Source organism: Methanocaldococcus bathoardescens (assembly GCF_000739065.1).
In the GTDB taxonomy this organism is placed as follows: domain Archaea; phylum AGJL01; class Methanococci; order Methanococcales; family Methanocaldococcaceae; genus Methanocaldococcus; species Methanocaldococcus bathoardescens.
In genome coordinates, this window is the sequence record NZ_CP009149.1 from 1,506,694 (window position 1) to 1,526,769 (window position 20,076).

The 20,076-nt window shown below is 30.6% G+C and carries 23 protein-coding genes and 1 pseudogene; 10 read left to right on the top strand and 14 right to left on the bottom strand.

Annotated elements, in window-relative coordinates:
* The first annotated feature begins 14 nt into the window (after window positions 1-14).
* Window positions 15-863, top strand: a complete 849-nt coding sequence (gene frhB, locus JH146_RS07895; protein ID WP_048202458.1) for a coenzyme F420 hydrogenase subunit beta — start codon at window positions 15-17, stop codon at window positions 861-863.
* 138 nt (window positions 864-1,001) lie between these two features.
* On the top strand, window positions 1,002-2,624 hold the full coding sequence (tfrA, locus tag JH146_RS07900) for a fumarate reductase (CoM/CoB) subunit TfrA (RefSeq protein ID WP_048202459.1): 1,623 nt from the start codon (window positions 1,002-1,004) through the stop codon (window positions 2,622-2,624).
* Window positions 2,625-2,706: 82 nt separating this feature from the next.
* Here the strand turns inward: tfrA and JH146_RS07905 are convergent, their stop codons facing one another.
* The 3 genes from JH146_RS07905 to JH146_RS07915 are packed head-to-tail and all read right to left on the bottom strand — an operon-like array spanning window position 2,707 to window position 5,270.
* The gene (locus JH146_RS07905) at window positions 2,707-3,507 is read right to left on the bottom strand and encodes an HNH endonuclease (protein ID WP_052352087.1); all 801 of its coding nucleotides are present in this window, start codon (window positions 3,505-3,507) and stop codon (window positions 2,707-2,709) included.
* Between the two features lie 51 nt (window positions 3,508-3,558).
* Window positions 3,559-4,509, bottom strand: a complete 951-nt coding sequence (locus tag JH146_RS07910) for a SufB/SufD family protein (RefSeq protein ID WP_048202460.1) — start codon at window positions 4,507-4,509, stop codon at window positions 3,559-3,561.
* A gap of 29 nt (window positions 4,510-4,538) precedes the next feature.
* Window positions 4,539-5,270, bottom strand: a complete 732-nt coding sequence (locus JH146_RS07915) for an ABC transporter ATP-binding protein (RefSeq protein WP_048202461.1) — start codon at window positions 5,268-5,270, stop codon at window positions 4,539-4,541.
* Between the two features lie 282 nt (window positions 5,271-5,552).
* Here JH146_RS07915 and JH146_RS07920 point away from each other — a divergent pair, with 282 nt between their 5' ends.
* Complete coding sequence (locus JH146_RS07920; RefSeq protein WP_012980533.1) at window positions 5,553-6,014, top strand: 30S ribosomal protein S15; 462 nt, start codon at window positions 5,553-5,555, stop codon at window positions 6,012-6,014.
* Window positions 6,015-6,095: 81 nt separating this feature from the next.
* Window positions 6,096-6,812 (top strand): metallophosphoesterase, encoded by a 717-nt coding sequence (locus tag JH146_RS07925; protein ID WP_048202462.1) that lies wholly within the window; start codon window positions 6,096-6,098, stop codon window positions 6,810-6,812.
* Window positions 6,813-6,913: 101 nt separating this feature from the next.
* Here JH146_RS07925 and JH146_RS07930 read toward each other — a convergent pair whose 3' ends face one another.
* The 4 genes from JH146_RS07930 to JH146_RS07945 form a co-directional block, all read right to left on the bottom strand.
* Window positions 6,914-7,567, bottom strand: coding sequence for a DUF655 domain-containing protein (locus tag JH146_RS07930; RefSeq protein WP_048202463.1), 654 nt, complete (start codon window positions 7,565-7,567; stop codon window positions 6,914-6,916).
* A gap of 50 nt (window positions 7,568-7,617) precedes the next feature.
* A complete protein-coding gene (locus tag JH146_RS07935) occupies window positions 7,618-7,941 on the bottom strand; it encodes an RNA polymerase Rpb4 family protein (RefSeq protein WP_048202464.1) in 324 nt (107 codons plus the stop codon).
* 207 nt (window positions 7,942-8,148) lie between these two features.
* Window positions 8,149-8,445 carry a 50S ribosomal protein L21e gene (locus JH146_RS07940; protein ID WP_048202465.1) on the bottom strand — a complete coding sequence of 99 codons (297 nt, stop codon included), beginning with the start codon at window positions 8,443-8,445 and terminating at the stop codon, window positions 8,149-8,151.
* Entirely contained in the window at window positions 8,429-9,760 is a 1,332-nt protein-coding gene (locus tag JH146_RS07945; protein WP_048202466.1) for a tRNA pseudouridine(54/55) synthase Pus10, read from the bottom strand. The genes JH146_RS07940 and JH146_RS07945 overlap by 17 nt, the downstream gene beginning before the upstream one ends.
* Before the next feature lie 80 nt (window positions 9,761-9,840).
* On the opposite strand from JH146_RS07945, the pseudogene JH146_RS08870 reads away from it, so the two are divergent.
* Window positions 9,841-10,422, top strand: a pseudogene (locus JH146_RS08870) (TIGR00375 family protein); the annotation flags it as partial.
* Window positions 10,423-10,818: 396 nt separating this feature from the next.
* Complete coding sequence (locus JH146_RS08880; RefSeq protein WP_236953698.1) at window positions 10,819-12,198, top strand: TIGR00375 family protein; 1,380 nt, start codon at window positions 10,819-10,821, stop codon at window positions 12,196-12,198.
* A gap of 5 nt (window positions 12,199-12,203) precedes the next feature.
* On the opposite strand, the gene JH146_RS07955 is transcribed toward JH146_RS08880, so the two are convergent.
* The 7 genes from JH146_RS07955 to JH146_RS07985 form a co-directional block, all read right to left on the bottom strand.
* Complete coding sequence (locus JH146_RS07955) at window positions 12,204-12,986, bottom strand: isopentenyl phosphate kinase (RefSeq protein WP_048202468.1); 783 nt, start codon at window positions 12,984-12,986, stop codon at window positions 12,204-12,206.
* Window positions 12,987-13,056: 70 nt separating this feature from the next.
* Entirely contained in the window at window positions 13,057-13,842 is a 786-nt protein-coding gene (locus tag JH146_RS07960; protein WP_048202469.1) for an RlmF-related methyltransferase, read from the bottom strand.
* A gap of 109 nt (window positions 13,843-13,951) precedes the next feature.
* The gene (locus JH146_RS07965; RefSeq protein WP_048202470.1) at window positions 13,952-15,235 is read right to left on the bottom strand and encodes an MBL fold metallo-hydrolase; all 1,284 of its coding nucleotides are present in this window, start codon (window positions 15,233-15,235) and stop codon (window positions 13,952-13,954) included.
* 878 nt (window positions 15,236-16,113) lie between these two features.
* Window positions 16,114-16,299: a 30S ribosomal protein S27e gene (locus JH146_RS07970; protein ID WP_015790994.1), complete on the bottom strand. Its 186-nt coding sequence runs from the start codon at window positions 16,297-16,299 to the stop codon at window positions 16,114-16,116.
* A gap of 71 nt (window positions 16,300-16,370) precedes the next feature.
* Window positions 16,371-16,655, bottom strand: coding sequence for a 50S ribosomal protein L44e (locus JH146_RS07975; protein WP_048202471.1), 285 nt, complete (start codon window positions 16,653-16,655; stop codon window positions 16,371-16,373).
* Entirely contained in the window at window positions 16,633-17,145 is a 513-nt protein-coding gene (locus JH146_RS07980) for a DNA replication complex GINS family protein (protein ID WP_048202472.1), read from the bottom strand. The genes JH146_RS07975 and JH146_RS07980 overlap by 23 nt, the downstream gene beginning before the upstream one ends.
* A 118-nt stretch (window positions 17,146-17,263) precedes the next feature.
* The gene (locus JH146_RS07985) at window positions 17,264-18,007 is read right to left on the bottom strand and encodes a DNA polymerase sliding clamp (protein WP_236953661.1); all 744 of its coding nucleotides are present in this window, start codon (window positions 18,005-18,007) and stop codon (window positions 17,264-17,266) included.
* 296 nt (window positions 18,008-18,303) lie between these two features.
* Between JH146_RS07985 and JH146_RS07990 the strand changes: the two genes are divergently transcribed.
* Genes JH146_RS07990 through gatC form a run of 4 tightly spaced genes read left to right on the top strand, consistent with a single transcriptional unit; the run spans window position 18,304 to window position 19,969 of the window.
* Window positions 18,304-18,600, top strand: a complete 297-nt coding sequence (locus tag JH146_RS07990; RefSeq protein ID WP_048202473.1) for a chorismate mutase — start codon at window positions 18,304-18,306, stop codon at window positions 18,598-18,600.
* Between the two features lie 34 nt (window positions 18,601-18,634).
* Window positions 18,635-18,823, top strand: a complete 189-nt coding sequence (locus JH146_RS07995) for a 30S ribosomal protein S17e (RefSeq protein ID WP_048202474.1) — start codon at window positions 18,635-18,637, stop codon at window positions 18,821-18,823.
* Window positions 18,824-18,833: 10 nt separating this feature from the next.
* Complete coding sequence (dapA, locus tag JH146_RS08000) at window positions 18,834-19,703, top strand: 4-hydroxy-tetrahydrodipicolinate synthase (RefSeq protein WP_048202475.1); 870 nt, start codon at window positions 18,834-18,836, stop codon at window positions 19,701-19,703.
* 17 nt (window positions 19,704-19,720) lie between these two features.
* Window positions 19,721-19,969, top strand: coding sequence for an Asp-tRNA(Asn) amidotransferase subunit GatC (gene gatC / locus JH146_RS08005; RefSeq protein ID WP_048202476.1), 249 nt, complete (start codon window positions 19,721-19,723; stop codon window positions 19,967-19,969).
* The last annotated feature ends 107 nt before the right edge of the window (window positions 19,970-20,076 follow it).

Sequence of the window (20,076 nt, forward strand, 5' to 3'; positions counted from 1 at the left end):
TGAGGTGGAATGGGATGAATCCTTTTGGAGCTTATAAGAAAGTAGTTTCAGCAAGAAGTACATTAAAAGAAGTTTTAAAGAAGGCACAGGATGGAGGGATTGTATCTACTGCCTTCATCTATGGATTAGAGAACAATTTATTAGATGGGGTTATAGTTGCAGATAATGCTGGGGAGTTTCAGGCAGTTCCTAAGGTAGCTACAACACCAGAAGAAGTTTTAGAAGCAGCAGGAACAAAATATACTGTCTGCCCTAATATATCAGTATTAAAGAGTGCTGTTAGAGAATATGGATGTGAAAAAATTGGAGTTGTAGGAACACCATGCCAAGTTAGAGCTGTAAGAAAGTTAATGAAATATCCTATTGGTTTTAGACATGTTCCAGACAAGATTGCTTTGATTATTGGAATTTTCTGTATGGAGAACTTCCCATACCAAGGATTAAAGTTAATTGTTGAGGAACACTGTGGAGTTAAGATGGAAGATGTTGTTAAAATGGATATTGGAAAGGGTAAGTTTTGGGTTTATACAAAATGGGGAGAGACAAAAGCAATTAAACTAAAAGAAACTCATCCTTACGAGCAAATTGCATGCCACGTCTGTACAGATTATACAGCAGAATTGGCAGATATTTCAACAGGTTCAGTTGGAAGCCCAGATGGATGGAGTACTGTGTTTATAAGAACTGCTAAAGCAGAGGAGATATTTAACAAAATGGTTGAAGATGGTTATTTGGAAGTTAAACCAATAGAAGAAGTTAAACCAGGTTTAGGGTTGGTTGAGAAATTAGCTAAGACTAAAAAAGAGAAGAACATGAAGGAAATCGGACATAGAAAGGAATTGGGATTGCCAGTTCCATACTAAAAACACTACACTATTTTCTCTTTTCTTTTTTTATTCCAACTGTCTAATTTTCATAGTGTGTTATTATTTTTCACAAAACTATTTTGATTTATAACTTTTAAATATCTAATAAGGATATCCTATTTTTGGTGATAAAAAATGAAAACTGATATTCTAATTATAGGTGGAGGAGGAGCTGCTGCAAGGGCAGCAATAGAATGCAGAGATAAGAATGTTATAATAGCTGTTAAAGGATTATTTGGAAAAAGTGGATGCACAGTTATGGCTGAGGGAGGATATAATGCAGTTTTTAATCCAAAAGATAGCTTTAAAAAGCATTTTTATGATACAGTGAAAGGAGGAGGATTTATAAATAATCCAAAGTTGGTGGAGATTTTAGTAAAAAATTCACCTAAAGAACTTTTAAACTTAGAAAAGTTTGGTGCTTTGTTTGATAGAACTGAAAATGGGTTTATAGCTCAAAGACCATTTGGTGGGCAGAGTTTTAATAGAACTTGCTATTGTGGAGATAGAACAGGACATGAAATAATGAGAGGTTTAATGGAATATATATCAAAATTTGAAAGAATTAAAATCTTAGAAGAAGTTATGGCAATAAAACTAATTGTTAAAGATAACAGATGCTATGGGGCAGTGTTTTTAGATTTAAAAACTGGAGAGGTATTTCTAATATTTGCCAAAGCTACTATATTAGCTACTGGAGGAGCTGGACAGTTATATCCTATAACATCCAACCCAGTACAAAAGACAGGAGATGGATTTGCAATTGCTTATAATGAAGGAGCTGAACTTATAGATATGGAAATGGTTCAATTCCATCCAACAGGAATGGTAGGAACAGGAATTTTAGTTACAGAGGCGGTTAGAGGAGAAGGAGGGATTTTATATAACAAAAATAAAGAAAGATTTATGGCAAAATATGATAAAGAGAGAATGGAATTATCAACAAGAGATGTTGTTGCAAGAGCAATTTATAGAGAGATTCAGGAGGGAAGGGGAGTTAATGGAGGAGTTTATTTGGATGTCTCCCATTTACCTGATGAAGTTATTGAAAAGAAATTAGAGACAATGTTAAAGCAATTTTTAAGAGTTGGAATTAATATTAGAAAAGAGCCGATGATTGTTTCCCCTACTGCACATCACTTTATGGGTGGTTTAAGGATTAATGAAAGATGTGAAACTAATATAATTGGTTTATTTGCCTGTGGAGAAGTTACAGGAGGGGTTCATGGAGCAAACAGGTTGGGAGGAAATGCTTTAGCAGACACCCAAGTATTTGGAGCTATTGCTGGAAAATCAGCTAAAGAATTTGTTGAAAATAATGAATTTGAAGGTATTGATGCTGAAGAAGATATTGCTGAGATATTAGATGAAATAAAAAGCTTAGATGGAAATTTAAATGTCTATAATTTAATTGATGATTTAAAAAAGGTTATGTGGGATTATGTATCCATTATTAGAAATGAAAATGGATTAAAAAAAGCCTTAGAAAAAATTGATGAAATTGAGAGAAATATAGATAATGTTAAAGTTAATGGAATTATTGATTTACAAAAATACTTTGAATTAAAAAATATGGCTGTTGTTGCAAAATTGGTTACGAAATCTGCTTTATATAGAGAAGAGAGTAGAGGAGCTCATTATAGGGAAGATTTTCCAGAAACAAAGGAAGAGTGGAGAGGAAATATTATCATACAAGGAAAAAAGATGTGGTTTGAAAAGTTGGATTATGATGTTGATGAATTTTTAAAAAATCTTTAAAATATAAAATATAATGTTTGGCTCAGCTGCGGGAGTAGTCATCACAAAATCAGATAGCGAAATTGTCATCATCGCCAAAATTTTATAGGCATTCTATGTTTTGCAGATATCTTGATACCTCTATATACCAGTGTGTAATAATTTCATTAGCTGTTGAGCAACATTTGTCAGATTTTAATTTGTAATTTATATCACATTTTTCTGATATTTTATTGTCATACATTATAGTTATTTTGGGCTTAATTTTTTCATCATTTTTTAGTGTTTCAGAAATAACTTTTTGAAGATTACTGTAAAAATATGGTATGCATCTATCTGACCTATTGCCATGTGCTTCACGGTGACATCTTCTACACAATGTTATTAAATTCTCTAAGTTGTTATTATTATGATTTCCATCTATGTGGTGTATTTCCAAATATTGGTATTTGCATTTTGAACATGCATAGTTATGCTTTTTGAGAATAGTTTCACGAAGTGATTTATTAATTGATTTTCTTTCTTTTTCTATTTCTGAGTTAATCTCTTCCAGCAATTTTTTAGATAATACCCGGGAAATTGCAAATGCAAATTTATTCAATACATCTTCTATAACTTTATCTTCATGGCTTTTTAAGTTTTCTTTTGTAATTATGACCATTTCAATATCCTCAAATAATTCATTGAGAAAATTTTTTAAAGTATATTTTAAATTGTTTAATTTCTCATTTTGATGATATTTAACATGACACTGCCTACATAAAACTTCTAAATTATTTATATTATTGTTTTCAATATTCCCATCCATAAAATGAATGTCAAGATAATCATACCCACATTTTTGACATCTATATCCATCTCTTCTTAGTACTATCTTTCTTTTTTCTTTGGGTAATCTACCCATATTTCCACATTTAAAAATTATGGTAGAAAATAAGATGGCTTTATTAGATTTTTATAAATCTCCTATCATACCTTTAACTATTATCTCAGTTGCTTCATCTTCATCTAAACCTTTAGCCATCAATGTTTCTAACTGCTTTTTATCGACGCTACCTATTGCCGCTTCATGAGTTATCCTTGCTCTATCATCCCTAACAACAACTGTTGGAATTGATTCAACTTCTGCATTTCCTTTAATAATCTCAGCACAGTCAATATGTCCTTTGCTATATGGGGCGTTTCCTTCAATTTTTAAGTTTAGAGTTACTTTGGAGTTGTCCATCGCCGCTCCTCTACTTTTTATAATACACTTAGCATTTTCTCCATCCAACTTAACAACTTCATTTATTTTGACAACATCTTCTTTTATAGCATAAGTTCTTGTGGTTATATCAACTATAGCATCCTTTTTGGCAATAATCTCCTGGTCTATATCTAAAGTTCCTATTCTTCCTTTTGTTAATGTGAAGTTTGAAATATAAATTCCTCCCTCATCAATCTCAACTTTTACTGTTGGTTTAACTAATATATCTCCTTCCATACCATGGTAGTGGAATTCATTGTAAGAGAACTTTGCATTCTTTCCTATTTTTACAATACCATTCATTATATGCTTAATTCCCTTGCCTTTTGGGAATGAGCAATGAGACATTAGAGAGATTGAGCTATCATCCTCTAAAATAATTTCGACATCTATGATTTGGGATATATTTTCTTCAGTAATTCCAAAACACATATGGATTGGTTGTTTAAATTTATAACCTTTCTTGACAATAATTTTTGCCTTTATTTTTCCATCTTCTTCTTTCCCTTCTAATATTATTCCTTCAGCTTCTTTTACATCAATAATCTTACTTTCTTTAACAATCATTCTTGGGCCTTTACCATGAACAATTTCTTCAGGCTTTTCAGAAGTATATTTTATTACTTCAATTATCTTCATTAATTCCTCTTTAATGCTCATAAAAATCCCTCATTATTAATTTTAAAATTTTATTGGAAAGGTTTGTAACATTTTCCACATCTTTTTTTGTAAAACTCTCCAACTTCTTTTGGATCTCCACTCTTTATAACCTCTCCAGCACAAATTAAGGAAGCTCTATCGGCATGTTCAGCCAACTCTTCTCTATGTGTAACAACTAATAAAGAGCATCCTTTTTCTTTTAAATAATCAAAAACTCTCTTAATCTCATCAAATGATACAATATCTATCCCACTATCTGGTTCATCCAAGATAGCTAAATCAGGCTCTATACATATTATTGATGCCAACTCTATTCTCTTCCTTTCTCCTCCACTTAGTGTTTCATCTACATATCTATCTAAATATTTATCAGGGTCTAGATTGACTAATTTTAAAGCTTCTCTAATTTTCTCTTCAGCAGTTTCTTTATCTTTTTTATATTTTTCATTCATTCCGAGCATTAAATAAGTTCTAACTTTAATCCCTTCAAATCTTGCTGGCTCCTGCCAAGCCAATGTCATTCCCATTCTCGCTCTCTCAGTAATGTTTTTATCAATTATATTAACACCTTTGAATATAATCTTCCCTTTAGTTGGCTTATATCCTGAAACTCCCATTATTGTATAAGCTAAAGTTGATTTTCCCGCTCCATTAGGTCCTATAATTGCATGAATCTCATTCTCTTTTACATCTAAATTTATACCTTTTAAAATCTCTCTATTCCCTCTATAAACATGCAAATCCTCTACCTTTAATAACATGATACTCACCAAAAACTATAAATAGGTCTTTTATGAATGTTCATTAAAAGCAAATATATTTTTAATAGCTCATACAATAAAAAGATTATCATTCCATAAGAAATAAAAAATAATAAAACATGCCGGTCTCTTCAGACCTGTAGGGAAACCCCTATTGGGATACCCCAAGCAGGACTTCACTACGTTCATTCCCGTTGTAGTCTGGTATCCCAATAGGGCGAAGCCTCTATGGAAATAAAAACATACCAGGTCTCTTTGGACTGGCGACCATCGGGTGATAAAATGGCAAGAATGCACGCAAGAAAAAGAGGTCGCTCCGGTTCAAAGAGACCCGTCAGGAAGGAAGTTCCTGAATGGGTCCAATACACACCGGAGCAAGTAGAGCAGTTAGTAGTAGAGTTAGCTAAGAAAGGTTACCAGTCAGCACAGATTGGTTTGATATTGAGAGACACCTATGGAATACCAGATGTTAAATTAATAACAGGTAAAAAGATAAGCAAAATAATGAAAGAACACGGCTTATATCCAAAAGTTCCAGAAGATTTATTAAACTTAATGAGAAGAGCTGTTAATTTAAGAAAACACTTAGAACAGCATCCAAAAGACTTGCACTCAAAGAGAGGTTTACAGTTAATTGAATCAAAGATTAGAAGATTAGTTAAATACTACAAGTCAAGAGGAGTTTTACCAGCAGATTGGAGATACACACCAGAGACAGCAAGATTGTTGGTCGAACAAGCATAAAGCCTTTTTCTCTTTTTCTTTTCTATTCTTAAAATTTAATTTTTAAAATTTAAATTAATTAAAAGTTTAATAAGTGATTTTATGGAGGAGAAAATTAAAATTAAAGATTTTTATATAACGATTGATAGATGTTTAATTTATAAGGATTATGGTATAATAGCTGACACACATATTGGCTTTGACGTCTTTTTTGGTGAAGGAGGGGCTAATTTTCCATTACTGCAGAAAGATGAGGTTATAAAAAAAGCTTTAAATATAATTGAAAAATATAAAATTAACAATTTAATAATCAATGGGGATATAAAGCATAACTTTAAACCCTATCCAAGAGAAATTAAGTTTTTAAAAGAGTTTATTGATTTTATGAGTGAGTACGTTAGTATTATTTTAATTAAAGGGAATCATGACACTTTTATTTCATCAGCTGGCTATGAAATTTTTGATTATTTTGAAATTGGAAGCTATTTAATTTTCCATGGTGATAAAGAGCTAAATATTGATAAAGATTTACTAAGAGATAAATTTTGGATTTTGGGGCATGAGCATCCATCAATAAAACTTAGAGATGAAGTTGGTGCTATTTTAAAATTTCCAGTTTATTTATTAAACAAAAAGTATATTGTTTTACCGGCTTTCAACCCTTTATCACCTGGAAGTGATTTAATTAACAATTCAGCATCATCCAAAATTATAAAAAAAGATTATTTAGATTCAGAAGTTATAGCAATAACAGACATTGGATTGTTAAATTTTGGAACACTTAGAGAGTTGAGAGAATTTGCTAAAACTCATCTCTAAGTTTAGGACTTTCGCAGGAATAAATGTTCTATTGTATATTATGATGCTTTGGCATCAGAATTCCTTAATTTAAATATATAAACTGTGAAAGTCCTAAAGTTTTATTCTTTTAAGTAATAGGCCATATCATCCTCATTCAATATAATTCCCTTCTTCCATTTTACAAATAAGTAGTACTTATCTTTTTTATCATCTGAAAGCTCTTTTTCTATTCTTTTAGCTATAATTCTTACTGGGTTTTTTCCTACTCTCTCTTCAAAATCTTTAAAGCTTTCGAATTTTTTAGCTTCCCTCTCCTCAATAATTTTCCACATATATTTCTTTTTGATTTCTGGGAGCAATTCTAAGGTATGTAATCTTGTAGTTATTGGTGGGCATTCATTGAAGAATCTTATAAACCTATCTTCCTGCATTTTGACGGCTTCCATTATAACATATAAAAGCTCTGACTTGGCTGTTGGGGTTAAGTTATCATATTTAATCATTCTTCTAACGTGGTCAATCTTGTCTCTTTTTCCTTTTCCAATATAGACTCTCTCTCCTAACTCTATATCAACATTTGGTTTTGGAACCATCTCCATTAATACAAATTGGTATTCCCCAAGTCCTTGGACTACTGGCTCATCAGGTTTGTTGGGATAGCCATAGGGTAGATAATCTAAAACCCATGCGTAGTTTTCAAATTTTTGTGGCTTATTTTTTTTAGGAAATCTCATTCCTTCATCATTTCCTTTTTTATATTGTCCTCTAACCATAAAATTTCACCTTTCATTTAAATCTACAAATTTAAATGAGTAATAAAAAATTAAATATATTTCCTAACGATTTCTAAGATTTCCTCAGCATTTTCAGGCAATTCTCTTTTGTAATAGATAGCTCTTAAATCATCTAAATCTTCAGGTAATATATCGGCTATTTTAACTGCTGTTTTTTCATCTACTCCTAAAGATACTAATTCTTCAACTAATTTTTGTGCATCTTCTTTCTCTAACTTAGCAAATTTTTGTAAATAATCTAAAGCACATCCCTGTTCATAAGATAATTCCCCAATTTGAGCTCTATTATACATAATTTCAGTAGCCTCTGATACTGTTACATACCTCTCTCCAAGGATTTTTTTGCCTATCATTCTCTCCCTCTTAACTTAATAAAATAAAAATAACATTGTTATCATTTATCATTAAAGTTGTATTTGGAATTTAAAGAAAAATAATTAGAGTGTTTCAAGAAATTTAAAAATTTAATACGACCTTCGCGATTATAGGTTTGATTTGGAACTTAGATGCCTTTGGGCATCAATATTCAATATAAAATATTTATCTCCGCGAAGGTCGTATTAAGCTGTAGCTGGTCTTAAATGCTGTGGATAAGCAATGATTTGTTTGTATTTTCCTCCATCTCTTACTTTAACAATAAATGCTCTTCCTTGCTTACCAACAACAACTCCTGTTCTTCCATGGAATCTTGGGTGTGGCATTCCCTTATGGACTGATGGGTCTATAACTATATGGACATACTCTCCTTCTTTAAACTCTCTCAAAGCTCTTGTTATTGGGTAGAGACCTCTTTCTCTTGGGTGTTTTGATAATTTTTTTCTTGTTTTTCTTCTAAATCCTTCACTCATTTGAACCATAATTCTCACCTTCAGTATCATTATCATGTATTTTTAAAACATCTAATTCCTTACATATACAGTTTTTGTTTAATATAGATGAGACGGATGGGTTTGTTCTCCCATCATCTCCGCTGATTAGCTCTTTTATATATAATCCACCATCACAATATATAATCATCTCAAAATGATTGTCATCTACTTTACTGGTTTTAACTTTATATACCTTACGGATTCTCTCTAAATCAGCTCTTCTATGTAAAACCCTTTTTGGTGTTTTTTGGTAGATGGTTCTATTTTCAAGTTCTTTTTCGAGAAGTTTTAGCTCATCATCAGTAATTTTATCAGAGCATTCAACTAAAGCTCTATATGTTTTTCTATGTGGGGTGTTTTTAAATATAACTTTATCCTTTCTAACACCAAACTCTAAGTTTAAGACCTCTACCCTTCCATCTTTATTAACTTCTTCAGCAATTTTATTTAAATCAATTTTTCTTATCTTTGGCTCTTTAATCTCTAAAACAAATGGCCTCCCATCTCCAAGCATTCTAACGTCTATATCTTCTCTTCCAGCTCCATGAAATTTTGCATCTACTCCTTTTGTTGCTTCTAAGAACGGTTTGGCAATGATTTCTTCAACAGATATTGGGTATTTTTTACCTGTGTAATTACAGAGCTCACATCCCTTCCCTCTACACTTTCTGCAAGGCCATCTTGTTTGTGGAATCCCTCTAACTAATTTTCTATATCTTCCCTTAATAAATAATGGGTTTATTTGTAAGTAAATCTCTTCATTGTATGGATTTATATGAACAACTATATCTGGATATTCCTTATTTGGGGCTTTGTCCAATCTAACTGCCAACATCTTTCCAAATTCTCTTCCAAATTCTTGTTTTATACTCTCCATAAATTCTGTTTCAATCTCTTTTTCAAGCTCTTTAATCTCTTTGGGGATATGAGTTCCAATTAAAAATGTATCAAACTCATATTCTTTTAAAAGTTCAATTACTTTGTTTAACAACTTTTCCATTTTTTGTTTGTTAAAAATTCCTTTACACCATGGGCAGTTTTCTTTTTCTACCTCTATATCTTCCAATCTTATTTCATCAACTCCACTCCTTGCCAAAGCTTTTAATAATTCCAACTCCTCCTCATAATTTATTCCTTTTTCCTTAGCTTTTTTTATTTTTGCCTCAAGTTCCAAAGCTTTATATAGCTTTAACGCCCTACCTCTTTCAGTGTTTGTTGTATGTAATAACTTAGCATACAACCTTCCAAAGCATCTATCGCAGAGAGGATATTTTTTTAATATTTCATAATTTATAATCTCCATGTTTTCTCCCCAATTTAGTGTTTAAATTGATTAATTTTATAATTGGTTTATTAGATTTTTATAAATTTTTGGTGATGTAAATGATAGCAAACGTGGATTTGCATATACACTCAAGATTTTCTGGTGGGACTTCTAAGGATATGAATGTAGAGAATATTTTAAAGTATGGAAAATTAAAGGGATTAAATATCATTGGGACTGGCGATTGCACACATCCAGATTATTTGGAAGAGATAAAGCAATATAAAGATAGAGAGTTAGTTTTAACTACAGAGATTGAAGATAAGAATAGAGTCCATCATCTTATTTTATTACCTTCAATAAGTAAGGTTGAAGAGTTAAGAGAGGTTTTAAAAAAATATTCTAAGGATATTGATAAAGAAGGAAGGCCGAGAGTATCTATTGGTGGGGCTGAGCTTTTAGAAATTGTTAGGGATGTAGATGGCTTGATAGGGCCTGCTCACTGCGTTCCCCCAGATACATTGCTAATATTAGAAAACGGATTTAAAAGAATAGCTGATGTAAAAGTAGGGGATAGGGTATTAACTCACGAGAATAGATTTAAAAAAGTTGAAAAAGTTTATAAAAGAAGATACTTTGGAGATATAATAAAGATTAAAGTTAGATATTTCCCGGAAGAAATAATATTGACTCCAGAACATCCTGTCTATGTCATTAAAACAGAAAAAAGATGCGATGGCTCTAACGGAATTTGTAAATTTAACTGCTTAACTCAATATACAAATCCCTCATGTAAAAAAAGATATAGAAAATACAGAAGAGAATGGATTATGGCTAAGGATTTGAAAATAGGAGATGTAATTGTCTATCCAATACCTAAAAAAGTGAGAGATATTAAATTTTTATCATTAGATAGATATTTCAGCAACATTAAGCAAAAATCTTGGAGAAATAGAATTCCAGAAAAAATTGAAGTTTCTGAAGAGTTTTGTAGATTGGTAGGATATTTCTTATCTGAAGGTTATTGCTTTAGGGATGGAATCGGATTTGCATTATCTAAAGACGAAAAAGAAATTATTGATGATATAAAATATTTAATGAAAAAAATATTCAACTTAGAACCAAAAATAAGAGATGATGAAAGAAGTAATGGCATTGAGTTAAAATATTACTCAAGAGTTTTAAAAAACTTCTTTAGAGATTTGTTTTACTGTGGAGATGAAAAAAGAGCATGGAACAAAGCACTACCAAATGAGTTTTTGTATCTCCCTAAAAATAAACAACTCCAAATATTTATTGGATGGTGGAGAGGGGATAAAGGAGTAACAACATCAGAAATTTTAATGAATCAACTAAGATTGATTTCTTTAAGATTGGGATTTATAATAACATTTAGCAAGCATATCCCAAAAAATCCAAAGATTGGAGATAGAAAAGTAATAAAATACCATACAAGATGGCAGGGAAGAATATCAACATTGGATGAAAATATTGTTAGCATATTGGAAAATGAGGACATAAAACTTCCAAGAAAAGATGTTAGATATGGATGGATTAGAGGAGATTATCTTTATACTCCAATTATAAAGATAGAAAAAGAGTTTTATAACGGCTATGTTTATAACCTAGAGGTTGAAGATGACTCAAGCTACGTTACTGTCTCTGGAACTTTACATAACTGCTTTACCCCATGGACTTCCCTCTACAAGTCATTTGATTCAATATACGACTGCTATAACAAAAAACCTGACTTTGTAGAGCTTGGTTTATCGGCAGATACAGACATGGCAGACATGATTCCAGAGTTGAGAGATTTGCCATTTTTATCAAATTCAGATGCCCATTCTTATCATCCTCATAGATTAGGAAGGGAATTTAACCAGATAGAGGTTGATTATATTGGGGGAATTGAAGATAACTTTGAAGAGATTAAAAAGGCAATAAAACATAATAAAATAGTGGCTAATTATGGATTAGACCCAAAATTGGGGAAATATCATTTAACCGCCTGTTCTAAATGCCATACAAGGTTTAAGTTGGAAGATGCTAAGAAATATAATTGGAAATGCCCAAAATGTAAGGGAAGTATAAAGAAGGGGGTTTTGAGTAGAGTTGAAGAGCTGAGTGATGGGAAGATAGAGCATCCAAAATTTAGACCGCCGTATTATAGAATAATCCCATTAGCTGAGATGATTAGCTTAACTATAGGCAAAGGGATATTTACAAAGGCTGTTCAAAGCTTATGGGAAGAGTTTATTAAAAAATATGGGAATGAAATTGAGGTTTTAATAAACGCAGATATTCAGGAATTAGCTAAGATTCATCCAAAAGTGGCAGAGACAATTAATCTGTTTAGAGAGGGGAAGATATATATTTATCCAGGTGGTGGTGGAGAGTATGGAAAGATTTCATTTAAACCTCAAAAGATTAATTGGTATAGAGAAGAGATAACTTTAGATAGGTGGTTAAAGCAATAAATTAATTATTTTGAGAAATCAATTTCTGTTCCTTCTACTTTTCCTAATAAAGCTTTATAAACATTTCTTACTTTATTTCCGTTAAATACAAAACTCCTACACTTATTTTTTCTAATCATCTCTATCTTATATCTCATTCCACCAGTAACGTCTATACTGTTAGAGCCACTTAAATAACTTAATATTTCATCGATATTCTTTTCATCTATCCTTTTTACAGGTTTATTATCAATTAAAACACCATCAACATCTGTAGCGTAAAGTATTAAATCAGCTTTTAATTCATTAGCCAAATATGGAACTATATCATCTCCAGAAATTATTTTATAGCCAATATTGTTATCAACTACTATATCACCATGAATAACTGGAATTAAACCTCTCTTAAGCATCTCTTTTATAGCAGAGGTGTCAAAAATTAACTTATCTCCAAAAACAACAAACGAAGATGGTTGTATAGAGACAGCTGGGATATCATAGCTTTGTAAAGTATCTATAACTATGTTGTTAAATCTTCTCATTGCTTTCTGTATATCCCAAAATCCTTTCTCCATATTTATAAATACTTTTTTATCGTTTTCAATTTTTAAGTATTTTTTAGCAACAGGATGTCCAAAAGAGCCTCCTCCATGCACAAGTATTAATTTTATTTCTTTATTTTGATTTTTATAATAATCTAAGGCGTTTTTTATTTCCATTGCTATTCTCTCTAAGTTATCCCATTTTACTGAAAAAGGCATATTTTTGTCTGATAAAATGCTACCTCCTAATTTTAAAATAGTTAGCATAGTTTCACCTTATCTTTTATGGTCAAAAAATTCAATAATTATTTAATAAGAATATTATAATGTAAAAAAATTACATTTTTATCCCCTTAATTATGTATCTCAACCTATTTCCAGTTTTAATTTCATCAACTTCGATATCTAATCCAACATCCTTCATTTTTTCAATGATTAATTTTCTCCTCTCTTCTGGTTTTTTTGGCATCATTAAGGCAATAACTCCTTTTTTATTTAAAAAATTAATTCCCTCTTCAATTATTTTAAATGAAAATTCTTCTCCAAATTTTCCTCCACCAATTAATTCAACCTCCTTAGCTAAAGCTCCTCCAAACTTTCTCCCACTCGCAACAGAATTTTTTGAATAAAATGGAGGATATGAAATAATTAAATCAAATTTTTTATCTCTAATTTCTTTAATACCTTCAATGACTTTCCCTTTAGAATTTATAATTTTTATATCCAATTTATTTTTCTCTATGTTTCTTTTAGCAAAATCTATAAATTCTTCATCAACCTCAGTGGCATAAACTTCAGCATCATAAAATTTTTTTATTAATATAGAGATTATGGCAGAGTGTCCTGTCCCTATCTCCAAAACATTTGGTTTTTCTATGCCAAGTTTTTTTAACGTTTCAAAAGTTGATTTTATAAAAAGATATCTGTTTATTGGTGTAGGGATTAGTCCATTTTTATGGAATTCAATATCTAAACCAAACAAAACTTTCAAAACTGTTTTGTTATATTCCATTAATGCCTCTTTATCTTTAAAGTTAATCCTGAGCTTATCTCCTTTTTTATACACATATTTTTTTAGATTTTCATTGTATTTTATGGCATCTTCAATCTTTAGTCCAAACATATATAGTCACTCTCAAAATAAATAATTTTTTTGATGGCACATATATAAAAGCCCTATGGGGGCTTTTATAAGTTCCTTATTTGATAAAACACTTTGAGAGTGACTGTATTTAAACCCTTATTTTTTCTCCTAATTTTGGAATTATTGCATCAAATCCGTGTTCTAAAGCCCAATTTCTTAAAATTGTTGCCTGAACTTCCTCTCCATGCTGTATAATTAATAGCTCTGGATTAACTTTTTTAATTATCTCATGTAGTTCATCCATTCCAGCATGACATGAGAAGTTATACATACAAACTTCTAAGTTTGGCTTAACTTCATCTTTTCCAATAAATAACTTTCCTGTCTCAATTAAATGTCTCCCATTAGAATCTCTAACTTGATATCCGGTTAATAATAAAGCGTTTTTTGGATTGCGCATGAATAATTTTAAATAATATAGTATAGGCCCACCATCTAACATTCCAGCAGTTGTTACAACAATCCCTCCATTTTTTGATAAATTTTCAATTGCTCTAACTCTATCCTCTGATTTTTCAATCATTTTAACATTTTTTAAAGCTTTTTCTAATTGATAAGATTCATTTAACATATCTTTATACTTTAACATTAACTTTGTAACTTCAACAGCCATTCCATCTAAGTAGATTGGCGCGTCTATCTTATAATCATTTAATATTAATAATATTTCTTGAGCTCTATCTACAGCAAATACTGGAATTAAAGCAACCCCTCCCCTAAATAAAACCTCTTTTATTTTTTCTATAAAAGATAACTCTACAGCTTTTCTATCCGGATGTATGCTATTTCCATAAGTTGATTCAATTATTAGAACATCAATATCATCTTTTGTATAGCTTAAATCAGCTCCTTTTGTTAATCTTGTGTCTCTAAGCTTTGTATCTCCAGTATATAAGATAGTTTTGTTATTATATTCTAATAAAATTGATGCACTTCCTGGAATATGCCCAGCACTAAAGAGCTCATAGGAAAAATCTTTGTGGTATTTTTTATCGTTGTAATTTAGTGGGATTGTATGCCTCATAGCCTCTTTTACATCATGGTTGTTATAAGGTATTTCTCTATTTTCTGTTTCAGCAATTTTTACCATATCTTTTAGTAAAACTTTAATTAATCTTTTTGATAGCTCGGTTGTAGTTACAGGAACATCTATTTTTCTATGAAACAGTATTGGTAGAGCTCCTGAGTGGTCAAGATGGGCATGAGAAATAAAAACTTTATCAACGTCTCTTATTGATTCGTCTAATATAGGGTATTCAATCTCTTTTCCAAGCTTAACCCCACAATCTAATAGTATTTTACTTTTGTCAGTTTTTATTTCTATACAGCTTCTTCCAACCTCTAACGCTGCCCCTCTAAAAATAATTTCCATATTATCACCATTTTTACTAATTTTAATTTCTGTTATTTTTGCTATTAAATGTTTTTTATAAAAAATTTAATTTATATATTTAGGAATATTGATAAAATAGACATAAAAATAACTATAAACAAAGACCAGCTTAAAAATAGCTGATTTTAAATTTCATCATTTGAGAGGTCTGATTTTAACCAATTTGTAAGAAAAAAGTTCCAGCCCAGTAGTTTATGACATCGTTTCCATTCCGAATCGGTCTGATTTTAACAAGTAGAATTAATAAAGTCGCATATGACAAAAGCAGATAAAGAAGTTTCCATTCCGAATCGGTCTGATTTTAACCTCTTCCATTCAAGTCCCTCCTTTGAAAATGTATGCGCCTTATAAGTTTCCATTCCGAATCGGTCTGATTTTAACAAGCAAACTTAGAAGACCCCGATATTATAGAGTTGTTGTTTCCATTCCGAATCGGTCTGATTTTAACAGGGCAATATTTTAGATATAAATTTAATTATTTCTCATAATATTTAAGCTTTTCTACATCATATTTGTCGAAGGGTAGGTTTCACCTTTTATTTATAAACCTTTGAAGTTTTAATCTAAGGTTTATTTTCATCTTAACCATATATAAATTTTAAAGATTTTTAAAAACATCTTAATTATCAGGGAAATTTTGATTTGAAGGTAATTATCTAAAATCTTTTAAAAATCTTAATAATTTAATAAATCCAAATATTCAAAATAATTAAAATAAGTCACCCTTAGAAATTTGTTAAGAACTCTTAAAATTGAAAAATAAGCTCTTAAAAAGCTTTAAATTGAAAATAAAAAACTTTCCACGAGATAAATATCATTTAAATAGTTAAATAATTAAAAAAAGTAGATTGGAATTTTTAACCTAAAATTTCTAAAATCTTAGCTTTAACTTTTCCTTTTCCTCCTCTTGGCTCAACTAAAACTTTCCCACATGTTAAACATTTAACAACAGTAGCTGGGCTTCCAAACACAACTTGCTCGTTGTTGCATTCTGGACACTGGACTCTTAAGAATTTTGTTCTTGGTTGTGGGATTAACTCCATCATCTCCCCTCTCTACAATTTTGTTTGAGTGTTTAAAAAGAGTTTTATAAATATTTTAAAGTTTTTAGAATTTATTTCTCAACAAACTCAAATCTTCCTGACCTGAAACAACCATTTGCTTTTGTGTGCATTTTTCCACAGACAGTACATTTAAATCTTAAATCAATTTTCTTAACAGGTTTTGACCTGTCTGGTAAAGGTCTTGGGAAACCTCCATAACCAGCTGTTACTCTTCTGAACTGCCTCTGACCCCAGGTTAATTCACTTGGTTTTCCTTTTTTTGCCTTCTCTACAACATGAATAGTGTGTTTTTTACAGTATGGACAGTATCTTCTAACTTTTTTCGGCATTTTCATAACTTTCACCTATTCCTGAGATAATCCTGTGTTTTTTTAAAATATCTGATATTTTTTTATTTAAAGAGAGGACATCATTTTTGTTTAGGTTATATATAAAAGTGCCATCTGTGAATGGTGGAAAGTTTTTATCAACCTTTACAACATCAATATCATTTATTGTATATATAGGTTTTGGTATCTCAATCTCATTAAGTTGTGTAGATTCTACATTTTCCTCAATTTTCAATTCAACGACAACATTTTCAATAGCATATATAATATTTAACTCTTCTGGAAGTAAGTTTTCTCTCTCATTGTCTAAATACAGGGCTTTGTATATTCTTAACTTTCTAAGCTCTTTAAAATAATATTTAGCTCTTTCGAGTTCAATCTCATCTTTAATATTTTTTATATATTCCCTAATATCATCATAAAAATTATCAGGAAGTTTTAATAATTTATCTGACTTTATTTCTTCAAAAAAATAATTTTTTAAGGATTCATACATAGTTATCACATATATCTTATCAATAATTAAGATGAATTAATAGCGAAGTCAATAAACACCTGTTGTCTCTATAGGAGCTACAAAATGATTTTTAGACATAATTATTGTCTATAATAAATTATCCTTCAATCCTTGGGGCTAACAAGAATGTTAAATTAACTCCTGCAAGACTATATTCTAATTTCACAGGCATGTCATTTCCAAGATAAATTTTAATTATGTCCCCACTACTAACTCCCTTAACCATGTCCATTAAATAATCTAAATTGAACGCACTCTTTGTCTCTTCTTTAACTTCTAAGCTAATAATTGCAGAGCTGTCTTTTTCAAACTCCGCGTTAAAATCATTTAAATCTCCTTTAGCATGGACAACAAACTTATCCTCATCAGCCTTTAAAATTACATAATCGCTGAATAAATCAGCATCCTTTAAAGCTTCTTTGAATGCATCTCCCTTAATCATTATTACGTTTGGATATTCTATATCAGGAACTTTAACTGATGAAGCAGATAAATCTAATAAGGCCAAGCTGAACTTTCTCTTTCCAGTATTTTCAAAGATAATATTTAATTTGTTCTTTTCTTCATCTAACTCTAAGATTAATTTATCTTTTGATTTTGCCCTATTCATGACTTTTTTGAATGCTTCTAAATCTATACCAATTTCATGAGAGTCAGCTTCATATTCTTCAAAAGCCAATCTTGGAATCTCTAAGCTAACTAATGCTACATGACTTGGGTCCATTGCACTTGCCTTAATCCCTTCCTCATCAACCTCAAAGCAAATCTCATCTAAAAGTGTTGAGACAGTATCAACAACTTTTTTAAACTCTTTTGCACTCTCCATAACTCCTCTGAACATACCATATCACCAATTTAAAATACTGCTGAAAGTGAAGATGTAGTGTTTTTCAAAATTTAATGTAGAAATAGGCATATATAAACCCCTACGGGTTTATATATAATTCCTTAGTAAATTTTAATTACTTTTGAAAAACACTATAGTATCTATCCACAAGATATAAAAACATTTTTATATCTCTTTTATATTTTTAGGTATTGCCCAATTTTTGTTTTAACACCTTTTGTTGATACTAATATAAATAACAAACTTTATATATATTTTAGTTCATTTATAATAAGCATTCTGTGATTACAATGAGAGAGAAACTTGAGGAAATTAGGAAGAAAATTGATGAGATTGATAATAAGATATTAAAGTTAATTGCTGAAAGAAATAGCTTAGCTAAAGATGTAGCTGAGATAAAAAATCAGCTTGGCATCCCTATTAACGACCCAGATAGAGAAAAATATATATACGATAGGATAAGAAAACTTTGTAAAGAACATAACGTTGATGAAAATATTGGCATTAAAATATTTCAAATACTTATAGAACACAATAAAGCCCTTCAAAGGAAATATCTTGAGGAAACACAAAATAAAAACAAATAATTGATAAAAATAAAAAATTTAAGCAGGTGAGATAATGGGAAGGATTAGACAGGCATTAATCAAAAGAACAGCTATGGAATTAATTAAGAAATACAGAGATTTATTTACAACAGATTTTGAAACAAACAAAAGAGTTTTAGAGCAAGTAGCTCAAATCTCAACAAAAAGATTGAGAAACAGAATTGCTGGTTATATCACTCACAAAATGAGACAGCTACAATAAAGGTGAAGCTATGTTTAAGGGGGTCTATCCCGCCATCATTACTCCTTTTAAAAATAATGAAATAGATTATAATGGATTAGAAGAGAATATAAACTTTTTAATTGAAAATGGAGTTAGTGGAATTGTAGCTGTTGGAACAACTGGGGAAAGTCCAACTTTATCACATGAGGAGCATAAAAAAGTTATTGAAAAGGTTGTAGAGATTGTTGATGGAAGAGTTCAAGTTATTGCAGGAGCTGGTTCAAACTGCACAGAGGAAGCTATTGAGCTCTCTATTTTTGCTGAGGATGTTGGAGCAGATGCTGTTCTCTCTATAGCGCCCTATTACAACAAACCTACACAGGAAGGTTTAAGAAGACATTTTGGAAAGATTGCTGAATCAATAAATATTCCAATTATCTTATACAATGTCCCATCAAGAACTTCTGTTAATTTAGAACCAAAAACAGTAAAGCTTTTAGCTGAAGAATACAGCAACATTTCAGCAGTTAAAGAGGCAAATCCTAATTTATCTCAAGTTTCTGAGCTTATACACGATGCTAAGATAACTGTTCTTTCAGGTAATGACGAGCTAACTTTACCAATAATCGCCTTAGGAGGGAAGGGAGTTATTAGTGTTGTAGCTAATATAGTCCCAAAAGAGTTTGTAGAAATGGTTAATTATGCATTAAATGGAGATTTTGAAAAAGCGAGAGAAATTCACTATAAATTATTCCCATTAATGAAGGCAATGTTTATTGAAACCAATCCAATCCCTGTTAAAACAGCTCTAAATATGATGGGAAGACCTGCTGGGGAGTTAAGATTGCCGTTATGTGAGATGAGTGAAGAGCACAAAAAGATTTTGGAAAATGTTTTAAAAGAACTTGGCTTAATCTAACTTTTACGGTGAGTTTAATGGATGAAAAAACCATTGAAAAGATAAAAAAAGAGGCCGAAGAGATTATCAATAAATTTAGCGAGGTCTTAGAGAAGTTTAACTTAGAGATGGAAGAGAGCTACTATATTATTGACAGCAGAAATGTTCTTAGAGATGACGAAGCAATTGAAAGTAATCCAGAATTCAGGGAGAAATTTCTAAAAATTGCTCCTAAGGTAAATAAAGAAGGCTATGTTGTTGTAGAAAAAGGTAGCTGGTTAAAATAAAGGTTAAAACCAAAAAGTTTAAGTAAGGGTTCCCATATTATTAGATGAAAAACATATGGGACTTTCGCAGGAATAAATGCTCTATTGAATATTGGATGCTTTCAGTA